This is a genomic window from Mesorhizobium sp. M7A.F.Ca.CA.001.04.2.1 (assembly GCF_003998485.1).
Classification (GTDB): domain Bacteria; phylum Pseudomonadota; class Alphaproteobacteria; order Rhizobiales; family Rhizobiaceae; genus Mesorhizobium; species Mesorhizobium ciceri.
The window spans coordinates 50,390-66,533 of sequence record NZ_RZQT01000022.1 but is presented as its reverse complement, the minus strand read 5'-3'; the positions used below and the strand labels follow the sequence as shown (position 1 = coordinate 66,533).

At 63.1% G+C, this 16,144-nt stretch carries 13 protein-coding genes; 7 read left to right on the top strand and 6 right to left on the bottom strand.

Features of this window, described 5'->3' with window-relative positions:
- A partial coding sequence (locus tag EN955_RS09820; RefSeq protein WP_127223414.1) for a glycosyltransferase family 4 protein occupies nt 1-1,160 on the bottom strand: 1,160 nt, incomplete at its 3' end.
- A gap of 172 nt (nt 1,161-1,332) precedes the next feature.
- Between EN955_RS09820 and EN955_RS09815 the strand changes: the two genes are divergently transcribed.
- The 3 genes from EN955_RS09815 to proC are packed head-to-tail and all read left to right on the top strand — an operon-like array spanning nt 1,333 to nt 4,510.
- Nucleotides 1,333-2,331 (top strand): glycosyltransferase, encoded by a 999-nt coding sequence (locus EN955_RS09815; RefSeq protein ID WP_024504803.1) that lies wholly within the window; start codon nt 1,333-1,335, stop codon nt 2,329-2,331.
- Nucleotides 2,300-3,634: an O-antigen ligase gene (locus EN955_RS09810; RefSeq protein ID WP_024504802.1), complete on the top strand. Its 1,335-nt coding sequence runs from the start codon at nt 2,300-2,302 to the stop codon at nt 3,632-3,634. Before EN955_RS09815 ends, EN955_RS09810 begins: the two co-directional genes overlap by 32 nt.
- Nucleotides 3,635-3,694: 60 nt before the next feature.
- Nucleotides 3,695-4,510, top strand: a complete 816-nt coding sequence (gene proC, locus EN955_RS09805) for a pyrroline-5-carboxylate reductase (RefSeq protein ID WP_024504801.1) — start codon at nt 3,695-3,697, stop codon at nt 4,508-4,510.
- 4 nt (nt 4,511-4,514) lie between these two features.
- Here the strand turns inward: proC and EN955_RS09800 are convergent, their stop codons facing one another.
- Complete coding sequence (locus EN955_RS09800; protein WP_024504800.1) at nt 4,515-5,831, bottom strand: NAD(P)H-dependent oxidoreductase; 1,317 nt, start codon at nt 5,829-5,831, stop codon at nt 4,515-4,517.
- 339 nt (nt 5,832-6,170) lie between these two features.
- On the opposite strand from EN955_RS09800, the gene EN955_RS09795 reads away from it, so the two are divergent.
- From EN955_RS09795 to EN955_RS09785, 3 genes are all read left to right on the top strand, one after another.
- On the top strand, nt 6,171-7,577 hold the full coding sequence (locus EN955_RS09795) for a PTS transporter subunit IIC (protein ID WP_024504799.1): 1,407 nt from the start codon (nt 6,171-6,173) through the stop codon (nt 7,575-7,577).
- A gap of 75 nt (nt 7,578-7,652) precedes the next feature.
- The gene (locus EN955_RS09790; protein ID WP_024504798.1) at nt 7,653-8,114 is read left to right on the top strand and encodes a PTS sugar transporter subunit IIA; all 462 of its coding nucleotides are present in this window, start codon (nt 7,653-7,655) and stop codon (nt 8,112-8,114) included.
- Nucleotides 8,115-8,132: 18 nt separating this feature from the next.
- Entirely contained in the window at nt 8,133-8,420 is a 288-nt protein-coding gene (locus EN955_RS09785) for a PTS sugar transporter subunit IIB (RefSeq protein WP_024504797.1), read from the top strand.
- Between the two features lie 33 nt (nt 8,421-8,453).
- On the opposite strand, the gene EN955_RS09780 is transcribed toward EN955_RS09785, so the two are convergent.
- The gene (locus EN955_RS09780; RefSeq protein ID WP_024504796.1) at nt 8,454-9,848 is read right to left on the bottom strand and encodes a multicopper oxidase family protein; all 1,395 of its coding nucleotides are present in this window, start codon (nt 9,846-9,848) and stop codon (nt 8,454-8,456) included.
- Nucleotides 9,849-10,012: 164 nt separating this feature from the next.
- Nucleotides 10,013-10,645 (bottom strand): TetR/AcrR family transcriptional regulator, encoded by a 633-nt coding sequence (locus EN955_RS09775; protein ID WP_024504795.1) that lies wholly within the window; start codon nt 10,643-10,645, stop codon nt 10,013-10,015.
- A gap of 102 nt (nt 10,646-10,747) precedes the next feature.
- Here EN955_RS09775 and EN955_RS09770 point away from each other — a divergent pair, with 102 nt between their 5' ends.
- A complete protein-coding gene (locus EN955_RS09770) occupies nt 10,748-11,152 on the top strand; it encodes a VOC family protein (protein WP_024504794.1) in 405 nt (134 codons plus the stop codon).
- 85 nt (nt 11,153-11,237) lie between these two features.
- On the opposite strand, the gene metH is transcribed toward EN955_RS09770, so the two are convergent.
- Both metH and EN955_RS09760 read right to left on the bottom strand, forming a co-directional pair.
- Nucleotides 11,238-15,047: a methionine synthase gene (gene metH, locus EN955_RS09765; protein WP_024504793.1), complete on the bottom strand. Its 3,810-nt coding sequence runs from the start codon at nt 15,045-15,047 to the stop codon at nt 11,238-11,240.
- 130 nt (nt 15,048-15,177) lie between these two features.
- On the bottom strand, nt 15,178-15,996 hold the full coding sequence (locus EN955_RS09760) for an alpha/beta hydrolase (protein WP_024504792.1): 819 nt from the start codon (nt 15,994-15,996) through the stop codon (nt 15,178-15,180).
- Nucleotides 15,997-16,144: the final 148 nt, after the last annotated feature.

Below are 16,144 nucleotides of genomic sequence, written 5' to 3'. Positions count from 1 at the left end.
CAGTGCCTGAGAGGGGCGAGCTTTTCGAGGCCGAGCCGGATGGCAGCGTCGAGCGCCTTGACCTGCGAGCCCCGGAACGCGCTGCCGTCAACGTCGCGGATGTCGGCCGCCGCAGCCTCGAGCGCCCTGGCGAAGGCAACGGGATCGTCGGTGACGACGCAATTGGAAGGACGGTGGTCGATGCCGCGCAGCGAACGGCTGGTGGCGACCGAAGGCAGGCCGAGCTCGAAGGTTTCGATGGTCTTCAACTGGACGCCGCTGCCGGCGGTGCTGATCAGCGGGATGACGGCAGCACCGCGCACGAAAGCTTGCGCGTCGGGCACGCGGCCGACAAATTCGACACCCGGATGCTTCGACGCGACGCCCGAAGGCATGTGGCCCGCAATGCGGATGCGGAAATCGGGCCGCAGATGCGGCACGACCTTGCCCAGGAACCAGTCGAGGCCGATGCGGTTCGGCTGCCAGGTCCAGGTGCCGATCAGTGCGGCGTCGCAATCGGTGCGGCGCGGGCTTTTCAGGGTTGGCGCCTGGGCACCGGTCACCAGCGGCAGCACCGCCGAGCGGTTGTCGGAGGCGACACCGAGTGCGGCGCGGTCTTCCTCGGCTAGGGTGAAGACGAAGCGCGCCCGGCGGCAGAGACGCTCTTCGACGGTCTTGAGCAGCCTTGCCTCGCGGCGAAACAGCAGGCGCTGGAAGAGACCGTCGGCGGCAGCGGCATTCTCCCGCGCCGAAAGATGCTCGACATTGTGGGCAACGAAGATCGAAGGCCGCTCAGCGAACAGCTTTTCGAAGGCGCCGGCGAACTGCACGGAATTCAAGACATAGCCGTCAAACGGTCCGGCACGCTCAATGGCAGCGAGAACATCTCTGTCGGACACGGCGCGCAGCTTGACCGACGCGAAGGTGAGGCCCGAAAGCAGCGCCTTGCCGACCCAGGCCAGCTTTTGCCGTGCGGAGGCATTGTCGGTGCGCACGTCGATCGCCCCGAGCACCACGGTGTTTTCGGGGTCGGCCGCGGGCTTCCCCGGCCAGGTAAAGCCGATGACGGTGACGCGCGCGCCAGCGCGCCGCAAGGCAGCGATGATCGCAGCGTTGGCGATCTCGTAGCCCGAGGCGAGAGCGCCGTCGGGCACGATCGATGTGGCGAACAGCAGATGCATCTTACCTATCCAGTGGTGTAGCCGGTAGCAAAGTGCGGTGAACCCTTGATTAAGCCTGCACATTCGACGGCCGAAAGCCGCTGCCTGGCGGGCTTCTCCGTACAAGGTGATTAACGAAACCTTATCAACCGTGGTGCTACCAGAGCCCAACTCACCATGTGGCTGGACACGGATGATCCCTTTGCCATCGGACGGTTCGGTATCGGTCGCGGGACGCACGCCGCGGCTTGACGTCGAGGCCGTCGAAGCCGTCGTCACCTTGCCGACCTTCAAGCGTCCCGAGCAGGTGCTGGAAACGCTGGCGTCGCTGCGCGCGCAGCAAACCGGCAGGCGCTTTGCCGTGATCGTCATGGAGAACGAAGCCGAGGCGCGGGCCGGCGCCAAGGCGGCGCTGCCGCTGTTCGAGCGGGGCGAAATGCCGGGCCTGGTGATCATCGCGCACGAGCGCGGCAATTGCAGCGCCTACAATGCCGGCTGGCAGACGGCGATCCTGCAATTCCCGAACTTCAGGCATCTGCTGGTCATCGACGATGACGAGATCGCCGATCCGCAGTGGCTGGAGCGGATGTGCCGGGCTGCCGAAACGCTCGGCGCGGATATTGTCGGCGGCCCACAGGTGCCCGTGTTTGCCGACCCCGCCCATGCGCGATGGGCCGAGCATCCGGTGTTCGCGCCGCCTTATCGGGAAACCGGACGCGTGCCGGCGCTCTATTCGTCCGGCAATCTTCTGGTCGGGCGCAACGTGCTGATCGCCATGGGTCCGCCCTTTCTCGATCTCAGATTCAACTTCATGGGCGGCGGCGATTCCGACTTTCTCAGCCGGTCGGCGCAAAAGGGCTTTGTTCTGGGTTGGTGCGCCGAGGCCAAGGTGCTGGAAACCGTTCCGGCGCGGCGTATCGAAGCCGACTGGATCCGTGCCCGCAGCCTGCGCAACGGCGTCATCTCGACACTGGTCGAAAAGAAGAAGCGCGCCGGCACGCCAATGGCCGGCGCCAAAGTGTTGTTGAAGAGCCTGGCACTGCTTGCCGCCTCGCCGTTTCGCGGCCTGATCCGGCTGGCGCGGACCGGATCGCCTGATATCGCCATCTACCCCGTCCATGTGGCGCTGGGCCGCGTGCTGGCCGAATTCGGATATGCCAATGAGCAATACCGCCAGCCTGAGAAAAACTGAGCGCGCGCCGCTCAGCGACGCGTTCACGCGCGAAGGCGTGGCCACCGCCATTGCCGCGCTGCTGTTCACCGTCATCATGGTGTCCTTCAGGCCGTTCCAGCCGGGCGGCGCCGAACTCACCGGTCAAGGTGGCGACATCGTCAACCAGCTTGGCTTCGGTTCGCTCGGCGCCATGTCGATCTTCTCGCTGATGGCCTTTGCCGATCCGCGCGTGGTGCGCTCGCTGCTCAGCCCGTCCTGGGTGCTGATGCTGGGCTTCTTTTTCCTCTCGGTGATCCTGTCGACCGATCCGCCTTCGGCGATGCGCGCCGCCTCCTTCACGCTGATCGGCATCCTGACGATGGCGACGATCCTGGTGCTGCCGCGCGACGCCGAGGCCTTCTCGAAGGTGATCATCTTCACCGCTGTCGTGATCATGGGCCTTTCCTATCTCGGCCTCATCGTCTTTCCGCACGAGGCAATGCACACCGCCGACTCGCAGGAGCCCGAGCATGCCGGCCTGTGGCGCGGCGTGTTCACCCACAAGAACATCGCCGGGCCGATCATGGCCTGCCTCAGCTTCGCAGGCCTCTATCTCTACCGGCGCGGACAGCGCTACTGGGGCGCCGGGATCTTCTTCGTGGCGATGATCTTCATGCTGCACACCGGCTCCAAGACGACCGCCGGCCTGGTGCCGTTCTCGATCCTGATCGTGATGTTCCCGAGCCTGATAGGCATGCGGCTCGGCACGCCGATCCTGTTTGCGCTGGCGATCATCGCCACGGCGGTCGGCACGCTGGGCATCGTCTTCCTGCCGCCGGTAAAACATCTGGCGGCGATCTACTTCCCCGGCATGACCTATACCGGCCGCACGACGCTGTGGGAGTTCGCCGGCAGCATGCTGGCGAAGAAGCCGTGGACCGGCTACGGCTATGAGAGCTTCTGGGGCACGCCGCTCTTGCTCAACCAGGACCAGCCCTTCGACCGGCCGTGGGACATCCGGACCATCGTGCACGGCCATGACGGTTATCTCGACATCGCCGTGCTGATGGGCATTCCGGCACTGTGCGTGGCGGTCTACACCTTCCTGATCGCGCCGCTGCGCGATTACATGCGCATTCCGTTGCGCAGGGAAAACATCTTTCTCGGCGACTTCTTCATGATGGTGGTGCTGTTCACGGCGCTGAACGCCTTCCTCGAAAGCTTCTTCTTCCATCGCGGCGACCCGGTCTGGCTGTTCTTCGTGCTCGGCGTGCTTGGCCTCAGGCAAGTGTCGCTGCGGCCAATCGCGGTGCGCGATCCCGATCGTGGCTCGCGATCCTGACAGGGCTTCCCCAGGGAAGCGCCAGCGTCTATGTGAAGGCCTTCATTCGGAGGGCTTTCGATGACGATCAGGCTTGTTCTCGCCGGCTGCGGCAATATGGGCTACGCTATGCTCTCGGGCTGGCTGAAATCCGGCAAGCTTGCGCCGTCGGCGGTTTTCGTGGTCGAGCCCAATGCCGATCTGCGCAATCGCGCGGCAGCGCTGGGCTGCGCGACATCAGCCGATGCCGGTAGCATTCCGGCCGATGCCATGCCCGATCTCGTCGTCATCGCGGTGAAGCCACAGGTGATCCGCGACGTCACGGCCGCCTACAAGCGTTTCGGCGACGGCCGCACCACCTTTGTCAGCATCGCTGCCGGCACGCCTGCCGCCACCTTCGAGGAAATCCTGGGCAACCGCGCGCCGATCGTGCGCTGCATGCCCAACACGCCCGCGGCGATCGGCAAGGGCATGATGGTGGTGTTCTCCAACAAGCTCGTGTCCGATGACACCAAGCGCTTCGTCGCCGACCTTTTGTCGGCAAGCGGCGAAGTGGCCACCATCGACGATGAAGGCCTGATGGATGCGGTGACCGCCGTGTCCGGATCAGGGCCGGCCTATATCTTCCATTTCATCGAAGCGCTGACCGTGGCAGCCGAGAAGGCCGGTCTGCCGACGGCGACCGCCAAGCTGCTCGCCATGCAGACCGTCTATGGCGCCGCCTCGCTCGCCGCCGAAAGCGGCGAGGAACCGGCCGTGCTGCGCCAGCAGGTCACCAGCCCCAAGGGGACGACGGCCGCAGCGCTGGACGTGTTGATGGGCGAGGATCGGCTGACGCGCCTTCTCACAGAGGCGGTGGAGGCTGCGCGGCTCAGGTCGGTTGAATTGGGGAAGTAAATCCTCAGCTTGCCCCGTACAGCATCTCATCCTGCAGCCGGCGCAAGGCGAACAGCCTCGTCGTCTGGTCGGGCGACGCATTGTCTGACGTCAGCAACTCGCCTTTCTTGACCGGTTTCAGCACCTTGCCGCCCTCGAGCAGGCCGACCGGCACGGCGCGCTGGGCACGGGCTTCGCCGACGGTCATCGTCCAGGAACGGTAGCAGGTCTCGCCGATCGCATCGAAGGTCTCGCCGGAGGCAAGGTCGCGCTTGGCGACGGCGCACACTTCGGCAACGGGCCGCGGCAGCGGCACCATGTCGGGTTTGCCGAAAAGCATGATGCGGGCGGCGGTCAGCGGCACCTCCAGCGACGTCAGATGATACGGCCGGAACAGGCTGTAGTAGGGGCCGTGGCCGATATGCAGATCGTCCATGCGCTCGATGATGCGCGGATGCGTCGCCTCGACGATGACGAAGACGCCAGGCGCGACGCCCTTGCCGACCGTGTAGTCGACGACGCCTTTCCTGAGCAACAGACCGCCATCCTCGCGCGGGATCAGCACCTTGGCGAGGTCATCGCGGTCGGCCTTGGGGCCGTGCATGCCGGGCACATCGGGCACCAGCCCGGTGGCGTTGGCGATGGCGCACATCTCGACCATGGTCTTGGAGCCGTCGACGAACTCGACCAGCATGCGCGGGTTCATGTTGCGGCGGATCGCTTCGGCGCGATAGTCGTCCGGCACAGCATCGTGGTTGAGCGGGTTGTTCTTGCCCTTGCCGGCCGAGACGATGGTCAGCCCGAGTGCCGACGCGAATTCGATCAGTTCCATGCAGCTCGACGGTTCGTCGCCCGCACCCACCGAATAGACGACGCCAAGCCGGTCGGCCTGCTGCTTGAGATAGCAGCCGATGGTGACGTCGGCCTCGACGTTCATCATCACCAGATGCTTGCCGTGCTCCATCGCCATGAGGTCGAAATCGGCGGCGACGCCCGGCTTGCCGGTGGCGTCGATGACGACGTCGATCAGCGGGTTGGTGACCAGCATCTCGTTGGATGTGATGGCGAGCTTGCCGCTCTCGATGGCGCCGGTGACTTTCGACGCGGTATCGGCTTCGACCGCCATGGCTTCGTCGCCATAGGCGATGCGGATGGCATCGCGCGCGGTGTGCGGGCGGCGCGTCGAGACGGCGCAGACCGAAATACCCGGCATCAGCATGCCCTGTGTGACCAGATCCGTGCCCATTTCGCCCGAACCGATGACACCGATGCGTACTGGGCGGCCTTCGGCGGCACGCTTGGCGAGATCACGGGCAAGCCCGGTCAGGGCGACGTTGGTCATGCAGGAATGTCCACAGCTTCGTGATTTGGGGTCGGATAGCAGGGAACGGGCTCTATTTGCCAACGAAACCGGACGCGGCCGGCAATTTCCCACGAAATCGTCTCGGAATAGACGTCCGCCGAGGCTCGATTGGCCGAAGCGCAACCAATTGACATTGCAGCGGACAACCCCAATAAAACATTCGTTTGTCAACAAAGGCAAATGTTCACCGGCGCGACAGTCGGGAAACATTCGCCTCTGGGGCAAATCGGGGAGTGTCTTTGCGCCACGGCGTCAAAGGCTGGATGGAGCATCATTGCGAGGCGTCGAGCGAAGGCTCGCGGCTCCAGGGGAGGAAAAATGGATACTGTTCTCGCGGGCCTAAAAGGGGCCATCGATACGCTTGGCCCGACGATCCTGCTGCCAATTGTCATTTTCATCATCGCCGTGGTTCTGGGCGCCAAGGTCAGCAAGGCTTTTCGCGCCGCCGTCACCATCGGCGTCGCCTTCATCGGCATCAATCTGGTGCTTGGCCTCATGTTCACGTCGATTGGCGACGTCGCCAAGGCCATCGTCACCAACACCGGCATTCATCGCGACATCATCGATGTCGGCTGGCCCTCCGCGGCCGCGATCGCCTTCGGCTCGTCGGTCGGCCTTTGGGTCATTCCGGTCGGTATCCTCGTCAACATCGTGCTGTTGCTGACACGCATGACGCGCACGCTCAATGTCGACGTCTGGAATTTCTGGCACTTCGCCTTTGTCGGCTCGCTGGTCGTCGCCGCAACCGACAATCTGGCCTATGGCATTGCGGTCGCAGCACTTGTCGCAGCACTCTCGCTGCTGTTCGCCGACTGGTCGGCGCGCGCGGTACAGCAGTTCTACGGCGTGCCCGGCATTTCCGTGCCGCATCTCGCCTCGGCGCAAATCCTGCCGATCGCCATTGTGCTCAACTGGATCATGGACCGCATTCCCGGGATCAACCGCATCAACATCAACACCGATACGATCGAGCGCAGGTTCGGCGTGTTCGGCGAACCTGTCGTGATGGGCCTCATCATCGGCCTCGTGCTTGGTGCGATCGCCTTCTACAATGCGGGTGATCTCAGCGTGGTGCTGGCCAAGGTTCTGGGCACCGGCATGACGCTGGCCGCGGTGATGCTGCTGCTGCCGCGCATGGTCAAGATCCTGATGGAAGGCCTGCTGCCGGTTTCCGACGCAGCCCAGGCATTCGTGCGCAAGCGCACGGGCGATCGCGAGCTTCTTGTTGGCCTCGATTCCGCGATCCTGATCGGCCATCCGGCCGCGATCTCGTCGTCGCTGATCCTGGTGCCGATCGCGATCATCCTGTCCATCATCCTGCCTGGCAACCGCGTCATCCTGTTCGCCGACCTTGCGGTTATCCCCTTCATCGTCGCCATGACCGCGCCGCTGGTCAAAGGCAACGTGTTCCGCATGGTGGTGATCGGCACGGTGACGCTGGCCATCGGCTTCTACGTCGCCAACGCGCTGGCGCCGCTGTTCACAAGCGCAGCAGTCTCGTCGGGCTTCAAGCTGCCGGCGGACGCGCTGCAGATCACCTCGGTGGTCGACGGCTTCCTGTGGGTGCCTTACGTGGTCATCGAGGCGATCCAGGGGCTTGGACTTGTCGGCATCATCGTGATCGCGGTGGTCATCGCGGCATTGTTTGTCCTCTACCGCCGCAATCCGCTCGGCTGGGAACGGGCCGCGGGCGCCGAGGACGAGCCGGCCGAAGAGACGGCCTGAACCTGATAGCGTCTACCCTTCAAACCGATCGTGCGCCCTACCTCGGGGCGCACGATTTCATAGACGGAGCAAAGAATGTCCGACGGCCTCATGCAGCTTCTGGACCCCGACGCGATCGTGCTCGGATCCGATGCCTCGACCAATGAGGAGATCATCCGCATCCTGGCGGGCCGGCTGGAGACACTTGGCTATGTCAAAAGCTCCTATGCCGACGCGGTCGTGCGCCGCGAATTGACCATCCCGACTGGACTGCCGCTGGAACGCTCCGACAACGTCGCGGTGCCGCATACCGATCCGGAGCATGTGCTGAAGCCTGGGATCGCGATGGGCATATTGAAGCAACCAGTGACCTTCGCCAATATGGAGGATCCCGACGAGATGCTGCCGGTCGGCTTCGTCTTCCTGCTTGCCATCAACGACAAGGACAAGCAGATTGAGGCGCTGCAGGCCGTCATGGCCACCATCCAGAACCCGCAAGCCTTGGATGATTTGAGGGCGGCCAGAACCCTCGAAGACGTGCGAGCCGTACTCGGCTGAAACAAGGAGAAAGCAGAGATGTCCAGACAGAAAACCATTCTCTTTGCCTGCGGCACGGGCATCGCCACCTCGACCGCGGTCAATGTCGCCGTCACCGAGGAAATGAAGAAACGCGGCCTCACCTTCAACGCCCAGCAGGCAAAGGCCACCGAAGTGCCCGGACTGGCCGACAATGTCGACTTCATCGTCTCAACCACCCCGATCTCCGCTTCGGTGACCAAGCCGGTCATCAAGGGCCTCGCCTTCCTCACCGGCATCGGAAAGGACAAAGTGCTCGACGAAATCGAGGCGCAATTGCGCAAGTGACGGGCCAGACGCGACGCGCAGGCTGACGCGGCTTCACACCACCGTGACGTAGCTCGTCATGCCCGATTTCTGATGCTCGATGATGTGGCAGTGCAGCAACCAGTCGCCGGGATTGTCGGCGACGAAACCGAGCTGAACCTTTTCATTGGGCTGGATGAGATAGGTGTCGGAAATCACAGGCTGAACCTGGCGCGTCGAGGATGACAGCACCTTGAAGCTCATGCCGTGCAGATGCATCGGATGGGATTGCGGCGTCAGGTTCTCCATGTCGATGACGTAGCTTTGGCCAAGCTTCAGTTCGGCCAGAGGCGCGGTCGGATCCTTGGTGTCGCCGGGCCACGGCACTTTGTTGATGGCCCAGAAACTGTAGCCAAGCGAACCGCAGATGCCATCGCTCGGGACGTTTTCCGCCGTGGCGCTCAGTGCCAGGGAAATATGCCTAGCATTGGCGAGATCCACTTCCGCCACCGGATTGAGCTCCAGTGGAGCAACATCGCGAATGTCCCGTTTGAGGGATTTTCCTGTCGCGTGCAGGGTTGCCAGGATTTTTGGCTTGGTGCCCCTGACGTCCCTCAAGCTGACGATCGCGCCTTCCTCGTCGGGCATGCGTATGACCAGCTCCATGCGCTGGCCGGGTCCAAGCAGCAAGGCATCGGGCGAAAAACGCTCAGGCACCGGGTTGCCGTCGAGCGCCATGACACTCGCCTGCGCACCGTCGACGCGAAAAGCGTAGATGCGCGTCACGTCGGTGATGGCGACGCGCATCCGCGCCAGTCCGCCGGCCGGCGCATCATATTGCGGCTGGTCGAGCCAATTGGCGGTGCGCACCGTGCCGTAAGTGCCGGTCCTCGCGGCATCGCGCGGCCGGAACTGGTCGATGAACTGACCGTCGTCGCCGAGGCGCCAGTCGCGCAGATTGACGACCATTTCGGCATCGAATTTCGGATCGCTGGGGTTCTCGACCACGATCACTCCCGTCAGGCCGTGGCCCATCTGCTCCAGCGTGTTGCAGTGCGGATGATACCAGAAGGTGCCGGCGTCAGGCGGCGTGAAGGCGTAGTCGAAATGGTCGCCGGTGTAGACGTAGGGCTGGACCAGGAACGGCACGCCGTCCATCTTGTTTGGAACGCGAATGCCGTGCCAGTGGATCGTCGTCGGGTCGTCGATGGCATTGACGAGACGCGCGGCAAAGGGCTCGCCTTTTTTCATCCTGAGCACGGGCGGCATGCCAGCGTTGCCATAGGTCAGCACATCCCTGGTCTGGCCGACATCCATCAGCTTCGCCTGGATTTTTGCCGTCTGCAAAACCACAGGCTCAGCTGTGGCGGCGGCCCAGCCGCCAAGCCGGCCCATGGCCGAAAGCCCGATCCCGCCCGCGCCGGCAATCGCTGCCGTTTTCAAAAGCCCGCGTCGGGTGAATACGGTCATTTGGCGCTCCAGCTGCAAAGACGGCTGCCCTGGGTTTATCGCAGCCTTGGATCGTAAGCGAGCATCCTGTGCCTAAACCGACTCCGCCACCGGCCTTAAGCAAAAGACGCTGGCGTGGACGGACAATCGACCACAATAAGCATCGCTGGCGGAGCGGCGCGCGACTATTTCGGCCGCGCCCCATAGGCGGCAAGGAATGCTTCGACCGAAGCATCGGCGTGCCGCTCGAGATCCGCCTTCGAACGCGGGTTGCTTCCGGTGAACATGGCTTCGTTCATTGGGATCCAGAGAAGCATTCCGAAGAGATGGCTGGCCGCCAGACGGGGATCGCTGGTCTGCAACAGGCCTCGACTGGTAAGCTTTTGAAAGCATGATGCCACCGAGGCAAGCATGCGTTCAAAACCTTTTTCATACCAGCTCCGGCCAAGCTGCGGCATCCGATCCGCGTTGGCGATAATCAGACGCCGCAGCTTCAGCAGCTCTTCGTCCATCAGCGTCGTTGTCATGCGTCGGGCAAGCTGCTGTAGCCCACCCTCCATGAATTTCGCCTCGGAAAGCAGCATCGTCACGGACTCGACGACATCGTTGGTCTGGCTGGCGGTGGACTCGACGACTTCGCCGAAAAGCGTCTCCTTGTCCGTGAAATGCTTGTAGACAGTCTGCTTGGATGCGCCTGCTTTGGTGGCGATCTCTTCCATGCTGGTTCCATCATAGCCCTTGGCGATGAAGGCGGCCGTAGCCGCTTCAATGATTTCACGATCCTTGCGAGCCGACCTGGTCTCACCATCAATTTTCATAGCGCCTCTCAACCAGTACTAGACGGTACCGTTCCCGCATGGTAGCCATGGTTACAGTACTAGACTGGCTAGTACCCATCAACGGCAGCAAGGCTTAGACCGATGACCAAAATGATCTTCCTCAATCTACCGGTACGCGATCTGCAGGCGGCGACCAAGTTCTATCTCGCGATCGGGGGCACGCTGAACCCGCAGTTCTCGAGCGACCAGTCCAGCTCGATCATGTTCTCAGACTCGATCGGGGTCATGTTGCTGACGCACCAGCATTACAGCCAGTTCACAGCGCGCCCGATCGGCGACCCCAAGCGGGACAGCCAGATGTTGATCGCACTCACCGTCGACAGCAAGGACGAGGTCAATGTCGTAATCGAGAAGGGCGTGTCGGCAGGAGGTCGCGCCGATCCCAACCCGGCGCAGGATCTCGGTTTCATGTTCAACCGTCACATCGAAGATCCGGACGGCAACGTCTGGGAGCTGCTGTGGATGAACCCGTCGGCCATGCAATAGCCCACAGGAATCGAAGCGGGCCAGGATGACACTGGAGAAGCGACCGGCAGTCGCCTGTCGCTTCCGCCAGGCGCGCCGGCATCGGCTATTCAGCCGCCTCGGCATAGTGTGCCGGCACGTAGTTGAGGATGGGGCCAAGCCAGCGCTCGACCTCGGTCAACGGCATCGCCTTGCGGCGCGCATAATCCTCGACCTGGTCGCGTTCGACCTTGGCGACGCCGAAATAATAGCTTTCGGGATGCGCCAGATAGATCCCCGAGACGGATGAACCCGGCCACATCGCATAGCTTTCGGTCAGGCTCACGCCGGCATTGCCTTCGCCGTCGAGCAGCCGGAACAAAGTCGCCTTCTCCGTATGGTCGGGCTGAGCCGGATAGCCGGGCGCCGGTCGGATGCCGCGATAGGGTTCGCCGATCAGCTCGTCGGGCGCCAACGATTCGTCTGGCACGTAGCCCCAGAATTCCTTGCGCACCTTCTCATGCATGCGCTCGGCAAAGGCTTCGGCGAAGCGGTCGGCCAGCGCCTTGACCATGATCGAGGAATAGTCGTCATTCGCCCGCTCGAACCGTTCGGCGATAGCCACCTCCTCGATGCCGGCGGTGACGATGAAGCCGCCGATGTAATCGGCTTTGCCGCACTCCGCCGGCGCGACGAAATCCGACAGGGCAACATTGGCCTTGCCGTCGCGCTTGGTCAGTTGCTGGCGCAAGGTGAAGAACGTCGCCAGTTCCTGCGACCGCTTCTCGTCCGTAAACAGCCTGATGTCGTCGCCGACGGCGTTGGCCGGCCAGAAGCCGATGACGCCGCGCGGCGCGAACCATTTCTCGGCGATGATCTTGTTCAGCATCGCCTGCGCATCCTCGAACAGCTGGCGCGCGGCGGCGCCTTGCGCCTCGTCTTCGAGTATTTTGGGATAGCGGCCCTTCAGCTCCCAGGTCTGGAAGAACGGCGTCCAATCGATGTAGCGCGCGAGCTCGGTCAGGTCCCAGTTCTCGAACACCTTGACGCCTGTGAAGGACGGCTTCGGCGGCTCATATTCGGACCAGTCTATCCGATGCGCATTGGCCCTCGCCTTGGCCAGCGGCAAACGCTGCTTGTCGGCTTCCGAGCGGGCATGCGCATCGGCGACCTTCTTGTATTCGGCGCGCACCGTATCGACAAAGCCGCCCTTGCTCTCGTTGGACAGCAAGGATGAGACCACGCCGACCGCGCGGCTGGCGTCGGTGACATAGACCGTCTGCCCCTTGCTGTAGCGCGGGTGGATCTTCACCGCCGTGTGCACGCGGCTGGTCGTCGCGCCGCCGATCAGCAGCGGAATTTCGAAGCCTTCACGCTCCATCTCGGCGGCCATGTGCGCCATCTCGTCCAGCGACGGCGTAATCAGGCCGGACAGGCCGATGATATCGACATTTTGCTCGCGCGCCGTCTGCAGGATCCTGGCCGCCGGCACCATGACGCCGAGATCGATGATCTCGTAATTGTTGCAGGCGAGAACCACGCCGACGATGTTCTTGCCGATGTCATGGACATCGCCCTTGACCGTCGCCATCAGGATTTTTCCGGCCGTTTTGCGTTCGCCATTGTCGATGCCGTTGGCGGCGTTTGCCAGCTTCTCGGCTTCCATGTGCGGCAGCAGTCCAGCCACCGCCTGCTTCATCACCCGCGCCGACTTCACCACTTGCGGCAGGAACATCTTTCCCGCACCGAACAGATCGCCGACGACGTTCATGCCGGCCATCAGCGGACCTTCGATGACATGCAGCGGCCGCTCGGCGGCAAGCCGTGCTTCCTCGGTGTCGGCATCGATGAATTCGGTGATGCCGTTGACCAGCGCATGGCTGATCCGCTGTTCGACAGTCCATTCGCGCCAGACGAGATCGCGCTCCTGCGCTTCCTTGCCGGCCGTGCCCTTGAAGCGTTCGGCGATCTCCAGCATGCGTTCGGTGGCGGTGCCGCCGGCCTTGGGCGCGCGGTTGAGCACGACATCCTCGCAGGCCTCGCGCAGATCAGGCTCGATCGTATCGTAGACGGCGAGCTGGCCGGCATTGACGATGCCCATGTCCATGCCGCGCTGGATGGCATGGTAAAGGAATACGGCATGCATGGCCTCGCGCACCGGCTCGTTGCCACGGAACGAGAAAGACAGGTTCGACACGCCGCCGGAAATGTGGACATGCGGCAGCGTGGCGGTGATCTCGCCGGCCGCCTCGATGAAGTCGACGCCGTAATTGTCGTGCTCCTCGATGCCCGTGGCGATGGCGAACACGTTGGGATCGAAGACGATGTCCTCGGGCGGGAAGCCGGCCTGTTCGGTGAGGAGCTTGTAGGCGCGGGTGCAGATCTCGACCTTGCGCGCCTTGGTGTCGGCCTGGCCGTCCTCGTCGAAGGCCATAACGACGACGGCGGCGCCATAGGCGCGGACCAGCCTGGCATGATGCAGGAAGGCTTCTTCGCCCTCCTTCATCGAGATGGAGTTGACCAGCGGCTTGCCCTGCACGCATTTCAAGCCGGCTTCGATGATCTCCCATTTCGAACTGTCGACCATGACAGGAACGCGGGCGATGTCCGGCTCGGCGGCGATCAGGTTGAGGTATTCGACCATGGCCTTCTTCGAATCGATCAGACCCTCGTCCATGTTGATGTCGATGATCTGCGCGCCGTTGGCGACCTGGTCGCGGGCGACGTCGAGCGCGGCGACATAGTCGCCCGCCGTGATCAGTTTCCGGAACTTGGCCGAGCCGGTGACATTGGTTCGCTCGCCGACATTGACGAAGGGGATCTCGTCGGTGAGCGTGAATGGCTCCAGCCCGGACAGGCGCATCCTGGGCTCAATGTCCGGAATGGCGCGCGGCGGATACTTCCCCACCGCCTCGGCGATGGCGCGGATGTGCTCCGGCGTCGAGCCGCAGCAGCCGCCGACGACATTGACCAGTCCCTCACGCGCGAAATCCTCGATCTGGGCGGCCATGAAGTCCGGGCTTTCGTCATACCGGCCGAATTCGTTGGGCAGGCCGGCATTCGGATAAGCGCAGACAAAGGTGTCGGCGACACCGGATATTTCGGCCAGATGCGCTCGCATGGCGTTGGCGCCGAGCGCGCAGTTGAGGCCGATGGTGAAGGGGCTGGCGTGCCGCACCGAATGCCAGAAGGCCGTCGGCGTCTGGCCCGACAGCGTGCGGCCGGAGAGGTCCGTGATGGTGCCCGATATCATCACGGGCAGGCGCACGCCCTTCTCGATGAAGATCTCTTCCGCCGCGAAGATCGCCGCCTTGGCGTTCAGCGTGTCGAAGATGGTCTCGATCAGGATGATGTCGGCGCCGCCATCGATCAACCCGCGCAGCTGCTCGCCATAGGCGAGGCGCAAATCGTCGAAGGTCACGGCGCGATAGCCAGGATTGTTGACGTCGGGCGACATCGAGGCGGTGCGGTTGGTCGGCCCGAGCGCTCCGGCGACAAACCTTCGCTTGCCGTCCTGCTGCTCGGCCCGAACAGCGGCGCGCCTGACCAGCCGCGCGCCATCGCGGTTCAGCGCATAGACGGCATGTTCCATGCCGTAGTCGGCCTGGGCGATCGAGGTCGAGGAGAAAGTATTGGTCTCCAGGATGTCGGCGCCTGCGATGGCGTACTGGTAATGGATCTCCTCGATCGCCCCGGGCTGGGTCAGGATCAAAAGGTCGTTGTTGCCCTGCTGATGGCAGGCGCAGCCGGCGAAAGCCTCGCCGCGGAATTGGTCCTCGTTAAACCCGAGGCCCTGGATCTGCGTGCCCATGGCGCCGTCGAGGATGAGAATGCGCTCGCGTGCCGCCGCTGTCAGCGCGGCAAGCACTTCCGAGCCGTCCGGTTTTGCCGCGACGGGGCCGAACAATGCGTCCAGCGAGGCAGAATTCTGCGACATTTTTTATCCCTTTGGCGACAGGCCTTTTCATGTCACATAAGGATATCTTTATGTCAATATACGACAGATGCGCGTGATTGTCACCCACCCAACGCGAAGGCGGGTCCGTGGCGCCGGTTTTCCGACGGACCTACGCTCTGTCGACGCTCGCCAGGAAGCGGGCGAGGACCGGATTGAAGCGATCCGGCGAATCCCAGAACGGCGCGTGGCCGGATTTGTCGAGCAGATGCGCCTTGCCTTCCCATAGATTGGAGAATTTCACAGCCGAGACGAAATCGGTGTTGACGAATGGCTCGTCGATGCCGTTCAGAACGGCGATCGGCGGCGTCTTGCCGGCCACGATCTCGCGCTGGTTCCGGCCAGTGCCGGCCGCGAACTTTTCGAACATCAGGCGCCGCGCCCGTCCATCGGTGCGCGCCACCGTGTCGATGAGAAACGGCTCGAACGGCTCGCCGCAAGTGCTGCGCGCATAGGCCTCCACGTCGGCGCCGGTGAAGGTCTCCTGCCCGGCGAGATGCATATGCGGGCTCGGCTTGAATCCGCTGCCGACCTCCTCGGGCGAGACAGGCGGCGTGCCGGTGATCATCAAGCCAAGCAGGCCGGGAAAGCGGTCGATCATCTCAAGCCCGATATGGCCGCCGAGCGACCAGCCGAAGACGATGGCCTTGTCGATGCCGAGCAGCCCGAGCACTTCGGTCATGGCATCGGCATAGCCTTCCATGTTGTAGGAACGCTCTGGATCGATCGCATCGCCGGACGCTCCATGGCCGGGCAGGTCGGGAGCGATGAGGTGATATCGCTCGCCCAACGGGCCGTCCAACTGGTTGCGGAAAACGGCACTGGAAGATGAATTGCCGTGGATCAGCATGACAGCGGTTCCCTGGCCGCTGGTCTCACGCACCGCGATCTTGCCATGGCTGGTTTCAAGGGTCTTCTGCGAGATCGTCATTGTTCGCTCCATCGGGAATTGCCCTGTTTTAATGCAGTTGCGCAGCAAAGCGCCACGGCTTCCATACCTTTGCGGGAACCTTGTTCCCGGCCAGGTTGCGTTGAAAAATCCTTTTCAAATAAGAACAATTATGCGTAGATTGTCAATT